15 protein-coding genes are annotated in these 15,311 nt (G+C 65.3%); all 15 read right to left on the bottom strand.

The genetic code is table 11. The features are described 5' to 3' along the window. Positions 1-795 (bottom strand): biotin--[acetyl-CoA-carboxylase] ligase, encoded by a 795-nt coding sequence (locus tag JJL56_RS13880; RefSeq protein ID WP_145625767.1) that lies wholly within the window; start codon positions 793-795, stop codon positions 1-3. Further along, positions 792-2,240 (bottom strand): NADH-quinone oxidoreductase subunit NuoN, encoded by a 1,449-nt coding sequence (gene nuoN / locus JJL56_RS13885; protein WP_145625766.1) that lies wholly within the window; start codon positions 2,238-2,240, stop codon positions 792-794. The genes JJL56_RS13880 and nuoN overlap by 4 nt, the downstream gene beginning before the upstream one ends. 10 nt (positions 2,241-2,250) lie before the next feature. Then, positions 2,251-3,777: an NADH-quinone oxidoreductase subunit M gene (locus tag JJL56_RS13890; RefSeq protein WP_200485437.1), complete on the bottom strand. Its 1,527-nt coding sequence runs from the start codon at positions 3,775-3,777 to the stop codon at positions 2,251-2,253. Between the two features lie 24 nt (positions 3,778-3,801). Continuing rightward, entirely contained in the window at positions 3,802-5,889 is a 2,088-nt protein-coding gene (nuoL, locus tag JJL56_RS13895; protein ID WP_200485438.1) for an NADH-quinone oxidoreductase subunit L, read from the bottom strand. A gap of 9 nt (positions 5,890-5,898) precedes the next feature. Beyond that, complete coding sequence (gene nuoK, locus JJL56_RS13900; RefSeq protein WP_014240130.1) at positions 5,899-6,207, bottom strand: NADH-quinone oxidoreductase subunit NuoK; 309 nt, start codon at positions 6,205-6,207, stop codon at positions 5,899-5,901. Between the two features lie 2 nt (positions 6,208-6,209). Continuing rightward, positions 6,210-6,824: an NADH-quinone oxidoreductase subunit J gene (locus JJL56_RS13905; protein WP_145625763.1), complete on the bottom strand. Its 615-nt coding sequence runs from the start codon at positions 6,822-6,824 to the stop codon at positions 6,210-6,212. A 36-nt stretch (positions 6,825-6,860) separates the two neighbouring features. Next, positions 6,861-7,349, bottom strand: coding sequence for an NADH-quinone oxidoreductase subunit NuoI (gene nuoI / locus JJL56_RS13910; protein WP_014240128.1), 489 nt, complete (start codon positions 7,347-7,349; stop codon positions 6,861-6,863). A gap of 94 nt (positions 7,350-7,443) precedes the next feature. Next, positions 7,444-8,454 carry an NADH-quinone oxidoreductase subunit NuoH gene (gene nuoH / locus JJL56_RS13915; protein WP_149166418.1) on the bottom strand — a complete coding sequence of 337 codons (1,011 nt, stop codon included), beginning with the start codon at positions 8,452-8,454 and terminating at the stop codon, positions 7,444-7,446. Then, positions 8,447-10,519 carry an NADH-quinone oxidoreductase subunit NuoG gene (gene nuoG, locus JJL56_RS13920; protein WP_200485439.1) on the bottom strand — a complete coding sequence of 691 codons (2,073 nt, stop codon included), beginning with the start codon at positions 10,517-10,519 and terminating at the stop codon, positions 8,447-8,449. Before nuoG ends, nuoH begins: the two co-directional genes overlap by 8 nt. 15 nt (positions 10,520-10,534) lie before the next feature. Then, complete coding sequence (nuoF, locus tag JJL56_RS13925) at positions 10,535-11,827, bottom strand: NADH-quinone oxidoreductase subunit NuoF (RefSeq protein WP_145625760.1); 1,293 nt, start codon at positions 11,825-11,827, stop codon at positions 10,535-10,537. Positions 11,828-11,837: 10 nt separating this feature from the next. Further along, complete coding sequence (gene nuoE, locus JJL56_RS13930; protein WP_200485440.1) at positions 11,838-12,455, bottom strand: NADH-quinone oxidoreductase subunit NuoE; 618 nt, start codon at positions 12,453-12,455, stop codon at positions 11,838-11,840. After that, positions 12,452-13,600 carry an NADH-quinone oxidoreductase subunit D gene (locus JJL56_RS13935; protein WP_211111878.1) on the bottom strand — a complete coding sequence of 383 codons (1,149 nt, stop codon included), beginning with the start codon at positions 13,598-13,600 and terminating at the stop codon, positions 12,452-12,454. The genes nuoE and JJL56_RS13935 overlap by 4 nt, the downstream gene beginning before the upstream one ends. A 68-nt stretch (positions 13,601-13,668) precedes the next feature. Further along, positions 13,669-14,298 (bottom strand): NADH-quinone oxidoreductase subunit C, encoded by a 630-nt coding sequence (locus tag JJL56_RS13940; protein ID WP_014240122.1) that lies wholly within the window; start codon positions 14,296-14,298, stop codon positions 13,669-13,671. A 24-nt stretch (positions 14,299-14,322) separates the two neighbouring features. Further along, positions 14,323-14,865, bottom strand: coding sequence for a NuoB/complex I 20 kDa subunit family protein (locus JJL56_RS13945; RefSeq protein WP_014240121.1), 543 nt, complete (start codon positions 14,863-14,865; stop codon positions 14,323-14,325). Then, a complete protein-coding gene (locus JJL56_RS13950; protein ID WP_014240120.1) occupies positions 14,856-15,224 on the bottom strand; it encodes an NADH-quinone oxidoreductase subunit A in 369 nt (122 codons plus the stop codon). The genes JJL56_RS13945 and JJL56_RS13950 overlap by 10 nt, the downstream gene beginning before the upstream one ends. Positions 15,225-15,311: the final 87 nt, after the last annotated feature.

The following is a 15,311-nucleotide window of genomic DNA, read 5'->3' on the forward strand; positions in this document are numbered from 1 at the left end:
TCAGGTCTCCACCGCGGGTGGGAAAAACACGTCTCCGGCGGCGATGCGCTGGCGCCCCGCCCCGTCATCCCGATCAAGCAACAGAACGCCGTCGCTGTCCAGATCGGCGAAGGTGCCGGTCAATGTGCGGTCCGGCAGGCGGACGACGATGGGCTCGCCCAGACCCTGCGCCCGCGTCAGCCAGGCGTCGCGCACGGGGCCGAAGCCATGCTCGGTCCAGACGCCGTACCAGCGGGCCAACTGCCCCGCATAGATTTCGAGAAGGGCCGCCGGTTGGAGCGCCGGGGCGCCCTCGGCCGTCAGCGACGTGGCGGCATAGTCGGTGCCCTCGGGGAAATGCCGCAGGTTGATGCCGACGCCGAGCACCAGCCAGGAGACACCTCCCCCGGCCGCGGCCTCCGACTCGAGCAGGATGCCGGACAGCTTGCGACCATGAACCAGAACATCGTTCGGCCATTTGCAGCGCACGCCGTCGGGATCGGGGAGGACGGACGCGGCGGTGTCGGCGATGGCGAGCGCCGCCACGAACGAAATCTGCGCCACCTCGGCCGGCGGACGCGAGGGGCGCAGAATGGTCGAGCTGTAGAGATTGCCTTCCGGCGAGGTCCAGGCCCGGCCGCGGCGGCCACGGCCGGACTCCTGCCGCTTCGCCCAGACGACGGTGCCTTCGGCGGCTCCTGAACGCGCGAAGGCCTTCGCCTCGTCGTTCGTGCTGCCGACGGAGTCGAAGGCCATCACCCGGAAGCCCGGAGGCAGGCGCAGACGCGCCGCCTCCGCTTCGTTGTCTGCCGTCATCCGGCGAACAGCGAGGCCGCCGCCGCCGCCGCGTAGTTCAGGATCGGCGCCGGAACCACGAAGAACAGCAGTGTGAACAGGCCGGTGGCGATCAGGATGCCGGTCATCCCATCGTCGCCGATCTTGTCGAAGGCCTCAACCGGCTCATCGAAGTACATGATCTTGATGATGCGCAGGTAGTAGTAGGCGCCCACGACGCTGGTCAGCACGCCGATCACCGCCAGCGTGTAGAGCTGCGCCTCGATGGCGGCGAGGAAGACGTAGAGCTTGCTGAAGAAGCCGGCCATCGGCGGGATGCCCGCCATGGAGAACATGAACACCGCCATCGCGCCCGCCAGCATCGGGTTGGTGCGCGACAGGCCGGCGAGGTCCTTGATCTCCTCGACCATGCGGCCCTGCTGCTTCATGCACAGGATGACCGCGAAGGTGCCGATGTTCATGACGACGTAGACCGCCATGTAAATCAGAACGCCACGCACGCCTTCCTGGGTGCCGGACGCGAGACCGACCAGGGCGTAGCCGACATGGCCGATGGAGCTGTAGGCCATCAGGCGCTTGATATTGCTCTGGGTGATCGCCGCGAAGGCGCCAAGCGACATCGAGAGGATCGAGCTGACGATGATGATCTGCTGCCACTGGTGGGCCAGATGACCGAACGGCTCGATCAGCAGGCGGGTGAACAGCGCGATGGCGGCGACCTTCGGGGCGGCGGCGAAGAAGGCCGTGACCGGGGTCGGCGCGCCCTCGTAGACGTCCGGCGTCCACATGTGGAACGGCACGGCGGAGATCTTGAAGGCGAGGCCGGCGGTCACGAAGACCAGGCCAATGATGACGCCCACCGACGGATGCGCGCCGCCGGCGAACAGGGCCGCGATCTTGTCGAAGGAGGTCGTGCCGGCGAAGCCGTACACCATCGAGGCGCCGTACAGCAGCATGCCCGAGGAGAGCGAGCCGAGCACGAAGTACTTCAGGCCCGCTTCGGACGACTTGGCGCTGTCGCGGCGGAAGGCGGCGATGACGTAGAGCGCGAGGCTCTGCGTCTCCAGACCGACATACAGCGAGATGAGGTCGTTGGCCGACACCATCATCAGCATGCCGAGCGTGGCAAAGAGCATCAGCACCGGGAACTCGAACCGGGCCATCTTCTCGCGCTCGTTGAAGCCGAGCGCGAGCAGGACCGACAGCGAGGCGGCGACGAGGATCAGCACCTTCATGAAGACGCCGAAGGCGTCCATCACGAAGAGGCCGTTGAAGGTGACGACCCGGCCGGTGCCGTAGCCCATGGTCAGGATCGCGGCCAGCAGCAGCGCCACCATCGTCATGTAGCCGATGGGGCGCGTGAAGCCGTCGCCGCGGAACACGCCGATCAGCAGCAAAGCCATGCCGGCGCAGGCGAGGAAGATTTCCGGCAGGGCCGGCCAGATGTCGGGAAACACAGCGGTCATGTCGGAACCTCTAGCGCGCGGCGACGGAGACGTCGGCCCCGCCCTGAGCGGCGGCCAGCTTGGTCTGGTAGGTCTGGATCAGCTGCCCGACCGACGCCGAAGTGACGTTCAGGAAGGTGTTCGGGTAGACACCCATCCACAGCACCACGGCGATCAGCGGCAGGAAGATGGCGACCTCGCGGGTGTTCAGGTCGAACATCGCGCGGACGTCCGGCTTGTCCAGCTTGCCGTACACGACGCGGCGGAACAGCCACAGCGCGTAGGCGGCGCCCAGAACCATGCCGGTGGCGGCCAGGAAGGCGACCCAGGTGTTGTCACGGAAGGCGCCGAGCAGGACCAGGAATTCGCCGACGAAGCCGGAGGTGCCCGGCAGGCCGACCGAGGCCATGGTCATGAACAGGAAGACCACCGCGTATTTCGGCATGTTCTTCACAAGGCCGCCGTAGCGGGCGATCTCGCGGGTGTGCAGCCGGTCATAGACCACGCCGACGCAGAGGAAGAGCGCGCCCGAGACGATGCCGTGCGACAGCATCGTGAAGATCGAGCCCTCGATGCCCTGCTGGTTCAGCGCGAACATGCCGATGGTGACGAAGCCCATGTGGGCGACGGAGGAATAGGCGATCAGCTTCTTCATGTCCTCCTGCGCCAGGGCGACGAGGGAGGTGTAGATCACCGCGACGATCGACAGCGTGTAGACCAGCGGAGCGAAATACTCGGTCGCCTCCGGCAGCATCGGGATGTTGAAGCGCAGGAAGCCGTAGCCGCCCATCTTCAGCAGCACGCCGGCCAGGATGACCGAACCGGCGGTCGGCGCCTCGACGTGGGCGTCGGGGAGCCATGTGTGCACCGGCCACATCGGCACCTTCACCGCGAAGGAGGCGAAGAAGGCCAGCCACAGCCAGAGCTGCATGTTGCGCGGGAAATGGGTCGCCGTGATCGTCGGGATGTCCGTCGTGCCGGCCGCGAAGTACATGGCCAGGATGGCCAGCAGCATCAGGACCGAGCCGAGCAGCGTGTAGAGGAAGAACTTGAACGCCGCGTAGACGCGCCGCGCACCGCCCCAGACACCGATGATCAGGAACATCGGGATCAGCACGCCCTCGAAGAACATGTAGAAGAGGACGAAATCCAGCGCGCAGAACATCCCCACCATGAGGGTTTCCAGCACGAGGAAGGCGATCATGTATTCCTTCACCCGCGTCTGCACCGCCTCCCAGGAGGAGAGGATGCAGAGCGGCATCAGGAAGGTGGAGAGAATGACGAACAGCATCGAAATGCCGTCCACGCCCATGTGGTAGGAGATCCCGAACTCGGGAATCCACTCCGCCTTCTCCACGAGCTGGTAGCCCGGGTTGCGCGGGTCGAAGTTGAACCAGATGAACAGCGACAGGACGAAGGTGATGACCGTCGTCCAAAGCGCGACGTAACGGACGTTCCGAACCACATCCGGTGTGTTGCCTCTGCAGAACAGCAGGATCAGCGCCACACCGGCCAGCGGCAGGAAGGTCGTGAACGACAGGAGCGGCCAGCTAGCCATTGTTCTTGTTCCCCTTCAAACCGCTCAACCGAACACCGAGAGCCAGGCGACCAGCAGGACCACACCGATCACCATCGCGAAGGCGTAGTGATAGACGTAGCCGGACTGGAGGCGGCTGGCGCGCGCCGCGACGTCGCGGGTGGCGGCGGCGATACCGTCCGGACCGACACCGTCGATCACGGCGCCGTCGCCGGATTTCCACAGGCCGTAGCCCAGATACTTGGCCGAGCGCACGAACAGACGGTCGTACAGCTCGTCAAAGTACCACTTGTTGTACAGGAACTGGTGCACGCCACGGAACGTGGTGGCCACCTTCGTCGGCAGCCCCGGCATCGCCATGTACATGATGTAGGCGAGCGCGATGCCGATCAGTCCGACGACCAGCGGAGCCAGCTTGACCCAGCCCGGGGTGTGGTGGTGGGCCGCCTCGATGCTGTTGTTGTCCGCCAGCACCAGGATCGTCTTGCCCCAGAAGTGCTCCATGCTGTGGCCGATGAACAGCTCGTGGAAGCCGAAGCCGGCGAACAGAGCGCCCAGCGCCAGAACGCCCAGCGGGATCAGCATGACGATCGGCGATTCATGGGCGTGGTCGAAGACCGACTTCTCCATCCGCGGCTTGCCGTGGAAGGTCATGAACAGCAGGCGCCAGGAGTAGAAGGCCGTCAGCAGGGCTGCGGCGATGCCGAGCGCGAAGGCGAGCTTGCCGACCGGGCTGGCCGAGGCGAAGGCCGCCTCCAGGATCATGTCCTTGGAGTAGTAACCGGCGAAGAAGGGCAGACCGGCGAGCGCGAGATTGCCGATCCACATCACCGCGTAGGTGAAGGGAATCTTCCGCCAGACGCCGCCCATGTTGCGCATGTCCTGCTCATGATGCAGGGCATGGATCACCGAACCGGCGCCGAGGAACAGCAGGGCCTTGAAGAAGGCGTGCGTGAACAGGTGGAACATCGCCGCACCGTAGGCGGAGACGCCGGCGGCGAAGAACATGTAGCCGAGCTGGCTCATGGTCGAATAGGCGATGACGCGCTTGATGTCGAACTGGGTGAAACCGATGGTCGCCGCGACGAAGGCCGTCAGGGCGCCGACCACGGCCACGATCTCCAGCGCCGTCGGGGCGTACTCGAAGACCGGGGACAGGCGGCAGACCATGAAGACGCCGGCGGTCACCATGGTGGCCGCATGGATGAGCGCCGACACCGGCGTCGGGCCTTCCATGGCGTCCGGCAGCCAGGTGTGCAGGCCGAGCTGGGCCGACTTGCCCATGGCGCCGATGAAGAGCAGCAGGCAGGTGACGGTCAGCGCATCGAAGTTCCAGCTGAGGAAATGGAGCTTCTGCCCGACCAGTTCCGGCGCCTTGGCGAAGATCGCGTCGAACTGGACGGAACCCGTCAGCACGAAGATCGCGAAGATGCCGAGCACGAAGCCAAAGTCGCCGACACGGTTGACCAGGAAGGCCTTGATCGCCGCGTTGTTGGCCGAGGGCTTCTCGTACCAGAAGTTGATGAGCAGGTAAGAGGCGAGACCCACGCCTTCCCAGCCGAAGAAGAGCTGCACGAGGTTGTCGGCCGTCACCAGCATCAGCATGGCGAAGGTGAACAGCGACAGGTAGCCCATGAAGCGCGGCTTCTGCGGGTCCTCGGCCATGTAGCCGATCGAGTAGACGTGCACCATCGCGGACACGGTGTTGACCACCACCAGCATGACCGCGGTCAGCTGGTCGACGCGCAGCGCCCAGGACACGTCCAGGCCGCCGCTGCGAATCCAGCTCATCAGCTCGATCGTGCGGGGATGGCCGCCGACGGCGACGTCGAAGAACAGCACCCAGGACAGAAGCGCGGAGAGCAGGACGGCACCAGCGGTGACGAACTGCGCGGCGCGATCGCCCGCGGTGGGCGGCCCGGCGACGACGTGATGGTCGTCGTGGCCGTCGTCGTCATGCTCGTCATGGGCGTGCGCATGGGCGTCGTGGCCATGACCGTGGTCATGCCCATGACGATCGTGGTGGCCGTGACCGCCGGCGTGCGCCGGCTCCGCCTTCGGCCCGCCGAACAGGGCGATGGAACCCGCGACGAGGAACGCCAGGAGCGGGAGGAATACGACAAGGACTTCCATGGCGCTGCCTTAGCCCCTCATCAGATTGATGTCTTCGACCCGGATGGAGCCGCGGTTGCGGAAATACACCACCAGGATGGCGAGACCGATGGCCGCCTCGGCGGCGGCGACGGTCAGGATGATCATGGAGAAGACCTGCCCGACCAGATCGTTCAGGAAGACCGAGAACGACACCAGATTCAGGTTCACGGCGAGCAGCATCATCTCGATCGACATCAGGATGATGATGACGTTCTTCCGGTTGAGGAAGATGCCGAGGACGCCGAGCGTGAAGATGATGGCCGAGACCGTCAGATAATGCCCGAGACCGATTTCCATGATCACACGCCCTCCCCGGTCGGCACCTTGCGGATGGCGACCACGTCCTCGCGCCGACGGGCGAGCTGGGAGCCGACGTTCTGCTTCCGGACACCCTCGCGCTGACGCAGGGTCAGGACGATGGCGCCGATCATGGCGATCAGCAGCACGAGGCCCGACGCCTGGAACAGATAGACGTAGTGGGTGTAGATGAGCTGGCCGAGCTGCTCGGTGTTGGTCGCACCGCTCATCGCCGCCATCGGCGCCGAGGCGGCCTTCTCCGCGGCCGGCGCGATGATCCAGCCACCGAGCACGGCGGCCAGTTCGGCCAGCAGGATGAGGCCGATCAGCCCGCCGATCGGCAGATACTGCAACGCGCCCGCCCGCAGTTCGCGGAAGTTGATGTCGAGCATCATCACCACGAACAGGAACAGCACCGCGACCGCGCCCACATAGACGATCACCAGGATCATCGCGATGAACTCGGCCCCGAGCAGCACGCACAGGCCGGCGGCCTGGAAAAAGGCCAGGACCAGATAAAGGACCGAATGAACCGGATTCCGCGCCGAGATGACCATCACACCGGAGGCCACCAGCAGCGCGGCAAAGACGTAGAAGGCGATGCCTTGAACAATCATCGTTATCCCCGTTTCCGCTTACCGCACTGCAACGACTTACCGGTACGGCGCCTCGGCCGCGAGGTTCTGGGCGATTTCCGCTTCCCAGCGGTCGCCGTTCGCCAGCAGCTTCTGCTTGTTGTAGAAAAGCTCTTCACGGTTCTCGGTGGAGAACTCGAAGTTCGGACCCATGACGATGGCGTCCACCGGGCAAGCCTCCTGGCAATAGCCGCAGTAGATACACTTCGTCATGTCGATGTCGTAGCGCGTGGTGCGGCGGCTGCCGTCCTCACGCGGTTCGGCCTCGATGGTGATGGCCAGGGCCGGACACACCGCCTCGCACAGCTTGCAGGCAATGCAGCGCTCCTCGCCGCCGGGATACCGGCGCAGGACGTGCTCGCCGCGGAAGCGGGGGCTGATGGGGCCCTTTTCGAACGGGTAGTTCAGGGTCACCTTGGGCTTGAACATGTAGCGCAGGGTGAGCCCGAGGCCGCCCAACAGTTCGGTCAGGAACAGGCTGCGCGCCGCACGATCGAGGAACGCCATGGCCTCTTCGTCTCCTTCCTAGCGGGCGCCCCGTTCCGGGTGACGCCCGCGCTTTCTCTTTGAAACTCGATCCGATGGTCCGTTCAGGCGCCGGTCACTTCGGCAGCCAGCCGAACGTCACCAGCACACCGGCCGTCAGCACGACCCACAGCAGCGAGAACGGCAGGAACACCTTCCACCCCAGACGCATCAGCTGGTCGTAGCGGTAGCGCGGCATGGTTGCGCGGACCCACACATAGACGAACAGGCAGAAGGCGATCTTCAGGGCGAACCAGATCGGGCCGGGCACCCAGGTGAAGGGCGCGAACGGCAGCGGCGGCAGCCAGCCTCCCAGGAACAGGATGCTGGTCATCGCGCTCATCAGGATCATGTTGGCGTATTCGCCAAGGAAGAAGAGCGCGAAGGGGGCCGAGCTGTATTCCACCATGAAGCCGGCCACCAGTTCCGACTCGCCTTCCGGCAGGTCGAAGGGCGAACGGTTGGTTTCCGCCAGCGCCGAGATGAAGAAGATGACGAACATCGGCAGCAGCGGGATGGCGAACCAGATCGTCTCCTGCGCCTGCACGATCTTCGTCAGGTTCAGCGAGCCGACACAAAGCAGGACGGAGATGATGACGAGGCCCATCGAGACCTCGTAGGACACCATCTGCGCCGCCGAGCGGAGCGCGCCGAGGAAGGCGTAGCGCGAGTTCGACGCCCAGCCGGCCATGACGATGCCGTACACGCCCAGCGACGAGATCGCGAACAGGTACAGGATGCCGACGTTGATGTCGGCCAGCACCATGCCGTAGTCGAAGGGAATGACCGCCCAGGCGACCAGCGCCAGGAAGAAGGTCAGCATCGGCGCCAGATAGAACACGAAACGGTTCGCGCCGACCGGCAGGATCTGCTCCTTCGCGAACAGCTTCAGGCCGTCCGCGAAAGGTTGCAGAAGCCCGAACGGGCCGACGATGTTCGGTCCCTGGCGGAGCTGCATGGCGCCCATGATCTTACGCTCGGCGTAGGTCATGAAGGCCACGGCCACCAGGAGCGGCACGACGATCGCCAGGATCTTGAGGACGATGATGATCAGCGGCAGCAGGAAGCCGCTCCAGAACTCAGCCATGGGTACCGGTCCTCTCCTGAGCGCTCTCGGCGGGCTTCACGAACGTCTCGGCGCAACGAGCCATGGTCACCGAGGCGCGGCTGATCGGGTCGGTCATGTAATAGTTCGCGACCGTCGAGAAGAACGGCGAGTCATCGATCAGCCCCTCCGCACCGAACGGCGCCCAGGGGGACGGCGTGACGGTGCCGACCGCCGCGAAAACCGGGTTGACCTCGGCCAGACGGCGGCGCAGCTGGGCCAGGCTGTCGTAAGGCAGCTTGTGACCGAGCTGTTCCGACAGGGCGCGCAGGATCTTCCAGTCCTCCCGCGCCTCGCCGGGCGGGAAGGTGGCGAGACGCGCCTGCTGCGGACGGCCTTCGGTGTTGACGTAGATGGCGTTCTTCTCGGTGTAGGCGGCACCCGGCAGGATGACGTCGGCGCGGTGGGCGCCCTTGTCGCCGTGGTGACCCTGGTAGACCACGAAGGCCTTGCCGAGAGCGGCGGTGTCGATCTCGTCGGCGCCCAGCAGGTACACCACGTCGATCTCGCCCTTCCCTGCCCCTTCGACGATGCCGGCGGTGCCGCGACCGCCCTCGCCCGGCAGGAAGCCGATGTCGAGACCGCCGACGCGGGACGCCGCCGTGTGCAGCACGTTGAAGCCGTTCCAGCCGTCCTGAACCACGTTGAAGGTCTCGGCCAGCTTGCGCACCGCGGCCTGGACGGCGGCGCCATCCTTGCGGCGGAAGGCGCCGGCGCCGAGGATGACCATCGGGTTCTTGGCGCCGCGCAGCACGTCGGCGAAGGCGTGCGTGCCGTCGACGAGCTGCTGCAGCGCGCCGGCACCCGTGCCGAGATGGCTGTACGGGTAGGTCAGCTCGCGGGCCTCGCCGATCACCGCCACCTTCAGGCCACCCATCAGGTAGCGCTTGCGGATGCGGGCGTTGACGATGGTGGCTTCCCAACGCGGGTTGGTGCCGACGAGCAGGATGACGTCCGCCCGCTCGATCCCGGCGATGCCGCTGTTGAACAGGTAGCCCGCGCGGGACGACGTGTCGAACACAGCGCCGTCCTGGCGGCAGTCGATGTTGGCCGAGCCGAGGCCGACCATCAGCTCCTTGAGCGCCAGCATGGACTCGGTGTCGGCCAGATCGCCCGCGATGGCAGCGATGCGGTTGCCCGGGACCCCCTTGACCTTGGCGGCGATGGCCTGGAAGGCCTCCGCCCAGGTCGTCGGCTGGAGCTTGCCGTCTTTGCGGACGTACGGCCGGTCGAGACGCTGGCGCTTCAGCCCGTCATAGGCAAAGCGCGTCTTGTCGGCGATCCACTCCTCGTTCACGTCCTCGTTGACGCGCGGCAGGACGCGCATCACCTCGGGGCCGCGCGTGTCGACGCGGATGTTCGAGCCGACCGCGTCCAGCACGTCGACCGTCTCGGTCTTGCGCAGCTCCCACGGACGGGCAGTGAAGGCGTAGGGCTTGGAGAGCAGAGCGCCCACCGGACAGACGTCGGCGAGGTTGCCCGACAGCTCCGAGCCGATGGCCTTCTCGACGAAGGTGGTGATCTCCATGTGCTCGCCGCGGTTCACCGCGCCGAGGTCGGGAACGCCGGCGATCTCGTTCACGAAGCGGATGCAGCGCGTGCAGTGGATGCAGCGCGTCATCTCGGTCCGGATCAGCGGCCCCATGTACTTGTCCTGGACGGCGCGCTTGTTCTCGCCGTAGCGGCCACGATCGAAGCCGTAGGCCATCGCCTGGTCCTGGAGATCGCACTCGCCGCCCTGGTCGCAGATCGGACAGTCCAGCGGGTGGTTGATCAGCAGGAATTCCATGACGCCCTTGCGGGCCTTGTGCACGAGGTCGGTGTTGGTCTTCACGACCATCCCGTCGCCGCAGGGCATGGCGCAGGCGGCCACCGGCTTCGGCGCGCGCTCCATCTCCACGAGGCACATGCGGCAGTTCGCCGGCACGCTCAGCCGCTCGTGGTAGCAGAAGCGCGGGATCTCGATGCCCAGCTGTTCGCAGGCCTGCAGGATCGAGGTGCCCGGCTCGACTTCGATCTCGATCCCGTCGATGGTGAGTTTCGGCATTGGAAACCGGGCTCCTTACTCGGCCGCCAAGGACTTGGCGGCGTTGCGGTAGTCGAGGATGCGGCGCTCGACCTCCGGCCGGAAATGCCGGAACAGGCCCTGGATCGGCCAGGCCGCGGCATCGCCGAGCGCGCAGATGGTGTGCCCCTCGATCTGCTTGGTGACCTCCAGCAGCATGTCGATTTCCTCGACGCGCGCGTTTCCGGTCACCATGCGCTGCATGATGCGGTTCATCCAGCCGGTGCCCTCGCGGCACGGCGTGCACTGGCCGCAACTCTCATGGGCGTAGAATTGGGACAGGCGGGCGATGGCCTTCACCACGTCCGTGGACTTGTCCATCACGATCACCGCCGCGGTGCCCAGACCCGACCGCACGTCGCGCAGGCTGTCGAAGTCCATCAGGACCGTGTCGCAGATCGACTTCGGCAGCAGCGGCACCGACGAACCGCCGGGAATGATCGCCAGCAGGTTGTCCCATCCGCCGCGTACGCCGCCGGCGTGCTTCTCGATCAGTTCCTTCAGCGGGATGCCCATCTCCTCTTCCACGTTGCACGGCTTGTTGACGTGCCCGGAGATGCAGAAGAGCTTGGTGCCGGTGTTCTTCGGCCGGCCGAGACCGGCGAACCACGCAGCACCTCGGCGCAGGATGGTCGGAACCACCGCGATGGATTCGACGTTGTTCACCGTGGTCGGGCAGGAATAGAGACCGGCCTGGGCGGGGAACGGCGGCTTGTTGCGCGGCTGGCCCTTCTTGCCCTCGATGGACTCGATGAGCGCGGTTTCCTCGCCGCAGATGTAAGCACCCGCGCCGCGGTGGATGTAGATGTCGTAGTCGTAGCCGGTGCCGCAGGCGTTCTTGCCGATCAGCCCCGCCTTGTACGCCTCGTCGATGGCGCGCTGGACGTTGGAGCCTTCGTTGTAGAACTCGCCGCGGATGTAGATGTAGCAGGCCGAGGCGCCGATGGCGAAACCGGCGATCAGGCAGCCCTCGATCAGCTTGTGCGGATCGTGGCGCAGGATGTCGCGGTCCTTGCAGGTGCCCGGCTCGCCCTCGTCGGCGTTGATGACGAGGTAGACCGGCTTGTCCGTCACGTTCTTCGGCATGAAGGACCACTTCATACCGGTGGAGAAGCCGGCGCCGCCCCGCCCGCGCAGGCCGGATTCCTTGACCTGCTCGATGATCCACTCTTTGCCCTGGGCGATCAGGGCCTTGGTGTTGTCCCAGTCACCACGCTTCCGGGCGGCGTCCAGGCCGAAGCTCTGGTAGCCGTACAGGTTGGTGAAAATGCGGTCCTCGTCGCGAAGCATCGCATCCCCCTCAATCGGCCGTGGTGGTGAAGGCCTTCAGAGTCGTCGGGCCGCCCACCGGTTCGGAGGACTGCCGGCCGATCTGCGAGCCGTGCTTGGGGATCTCGCCACCCTTGAGGGCATCGATGATCGTTTCCATGTGTTCCGGGCTGACGTCTTCATAATAGTCGTCGCCGATCTGGACCACCGGCGCGTTGACGCAGGCGCCCGAGCACTCGACCTCGCGCAGCGTGAACTGGCCGTCGGCGGTCGTCTCGCCGACGCCGATGCCCAGCTTGCGCTCGCAGGTGTGCACGATGTCGTCGGACCCGCGCAGCCAGCACGGCGTGGTCGTGCAGACCTGGATGACGTGCTTGCCGACCGGAGTCTTGTTGTACATCGTGTAGAAGGTCGCGACCTCGTACACACGGATGCGCGGCATGCCGAGCAGGTCGGCCACGGCGTCCATGGCGACGCGCGGCAGCCAGCCGTCGCTCTGGCGCTGGGCCAGATCGAGCAGCGGCATGCAGGCGCTGGCCTGCTTGCCCGCCGGGTACTTCGCGATGATGGACTTCGCCCGTTCCAGATTTTCCGGAGTGAAGGCGAAGGAGGCCGGCTCCTTGGCCGGGTCGTGAGCCGGGGCGCTCATCGGTCAATTTCTCCGAACACGATGTCCATGGACGCAATGTTGGCCACCGCGTCGGCCAGCATGTGGCCCTTCGACATGAAGTCGAGGCCCTGCAGGTGGGCGAAGCCTGGCGCGCGGATCTTGCAGCGGTACGGCTTGTTCGTGCCGTCCGACACCAGATACACGCCGAACTCACCCTTCGGCGCCTCGATGGCGGTGTAGGTTTCGCCCGCCGGGACGTGGAAGCCCTCGGTGAAGAGCTTGAAATGGTGGATCAGCGCTTCCATCGACCGCTTCATCTCGCCGCGTGGCGGCGGCGATACCTTGCGGTCCTCCACGCGCACCGGGCCGTCGGGAAGCTCCTTCAGGCACTGGCGGATCATCTGGTTCGACTGGCGCATCTCCTCCATGCGGACTAGGTAGCGCGCCCAGCAGTCGCCGGTCAGGCCGACCGGAACGTCGAAGTCCATGCGGTCATAGACTTCGTAGGGCTGCGACTTGCGCAGGTCCCAGGCGACGCCGGAACCGCGCAGCATCGGGCCGGTGAAGCCCCAGTTGAACGCCTCCTCCTTTGTGACGACGCCGATATCCACCGTCCGCTGCTTGAAAATGCGATTGTTCGTCAGCAGATTGTCAATGTCGTCAACAAACTTCGGGAAGCGCTCCGTGAACTCCCAGATGTCGTCGGTCAGGCCAGCGGGCAGATCCCAGGCGACGCCGCCGGGACGGAAGTAGTTCGCATGCAGCCGCGCGCCGCACACCCGCTCGTAGAACTCCATGAGGATCTCGCGTTCCTCGAAGCCCCACAGCGCCGGCGTGATCGCGCCGACGTCGAGCGCGCCGGTGGTGATCGACAGGATGTGGTTCAGGATACGCGTGATCTCGGAGAAGAGAACGCGGATGTACTGGGCACGCAGCGGCGCCTTGATCTGCAGCAGGTTCTCGATGCCGAGCACATAGGCGTGCTCCATGCACATCGGGCTGACGTAGTCCAGGCGGTCGAAGTAGGGAACGGCCTGCAGGTAGGTCTTGTACTCGATCAGCTTCTCGGTGCCGCGGTGCAGCAGGCCGATGTGCGGGTCGCAGCGCTCGACGACTTCGCCGTTCAGCTCCATCACCAGACGCAACACGCCGTGGGCCGCAGGGTGCTGCGGCCCGAAGTTCATGGTGTAGGGCTTGATCTGGGTCTTGCCGCCGGACTGGCCGGCGGCGGGGTGTGCGGACGTGGCGATGGTCACGGCTTGCTCCCGGTGTCAGGGGCCTGGGCCTTCTCGTCGCCGGGCAGCATCACGTTCGTCATGCCTTCCCAAGGCGACAGGAAGTCGAAGCTGCGGAAATCCTGCGTCAGGCGGACGGGTTCATAGACGACTCGCTTCTGGTCCTCGTCGTAGCGGCACTCGACATAGCCCGTCATCGGGAAGTCTTTGCGCAACGGGTGACCTTCGAAGCCGTAGTCGGTCAGGATGCGGCGCAGGTCCGGATGGTCGGAGAAGAAGATCCCGAACATGTCCCAGGTTTCACGCTCGAACCAGCCGGCCGCGTTGTACACCGGCACGGCCGAGGCCACCGGGGTGTCCTCGTCGGTCGTGACCTTCACGCGGAGGCGCCGATTGTGCTTGTAGCTCAAAAGGATGTAGACGACCTCGAAGCGTTCCTCCCGCTCCGGCCAATCCACAGCGGTGACGTCCAGCAGCTGCTCGAACGAGCAGGTCGGATCGTCACGCAGGAAGGTGAGCGACTTGATGAGCGAGGGCCGGCGGACGGTCACCATCAACTCGCCAAGCTTCAGCTCGACCTTCAGGACGTCATCGCCGAGCGTCGCGGCGATATGGTCCCCAAGTTCCTTCAACGCCTGTTCGGACATGGCCAGGACCTGCCTTTTTCTTATTCAGCGAGCGATGCGGTTGCCGCGCCGGATCTTCTTCTGGAGTTGCAGAATGCCGTAGACCAGCGCTTCCGCGGTCGGAGGACAGCCCGGCACGTAAATATCGACCGGAACGATCCGGTCGCAGCCGCGCACCACCGAGTAGGAATAGTGATAGTAGCCGCCGCCGTTGGCGCAGGAGCCCATCGAGATCACCCAGCGCGGTTCCGGCATCTGGTCGTAGACCTTGCGCAGCGCGGGGGCCATCTTGTTGGTCAGCGTGCCGGCCACGATCATGCAGTCGGACTGGCGCGGGCTGGGGCGCGGAATGACGCCGAAACGGTCCAGGTCGTACCGGCTCATGTAGGCGTGGATCATCTCCACCGCGCAGCAGGCCAGACCGAAGGTCATCGGCCACAGCGATCCGGTGCGGGCCCAGGCGAGCACGTCCTCGTACTTCGCCGTGATGAAGCCCTTTTCCTGGATCTCCTCGGTGACCGCGCGGAGATAGGCGTCCTGTTCCGGTCCGGGCGGAATCGGCGCCAGCTTGGCAGCCTCTACTCCCATTCCAGAGCTCCTTTCTTCCACTCATAAATGAAGCCGATGGTCAGAATCCCAAGGAACACGATCATCGACCAGAAGCCGAAGAGGCCGATGTCCCCGAGCGCCACGGCCCACGGGAACAGGAAGGCGACTTCGAGGTCGAAGATGATGAACAGGATGGAGACCAGGTAAAACCGCACATCGAACTTCGTGCGGGCGTCCTCGAACGGCTCGAAGCCGCACTCGTAGGGGGAGAGCTTCTCCGAATCCGGATTCTTCGGGCTGATGACGTAAGACGCGCCAACCATCACCACGGCCAGCGCGATACCGATCAACAGGAACACCAGGATCGGAAGGTACTCAATGATCAGCGGGTTGGTCACCGCGGTCCTCCCATAAGCCCACGCCACGATCGCCGGTGCGGCCGGTAATCGGCCGACGCGCGGTGTCGTGGCTGGAATGCCTTGGAT

The sequence above is a fragment of the Azospirillum aestuarii genome (genome assembly GCF_016632405.1).
GTDB lineage: Bacteria > Pseudomonadota > Alphaproteobacteria > Azospirillales > Azospirillaceae > Azospirillum > Azospirillum aestuarii.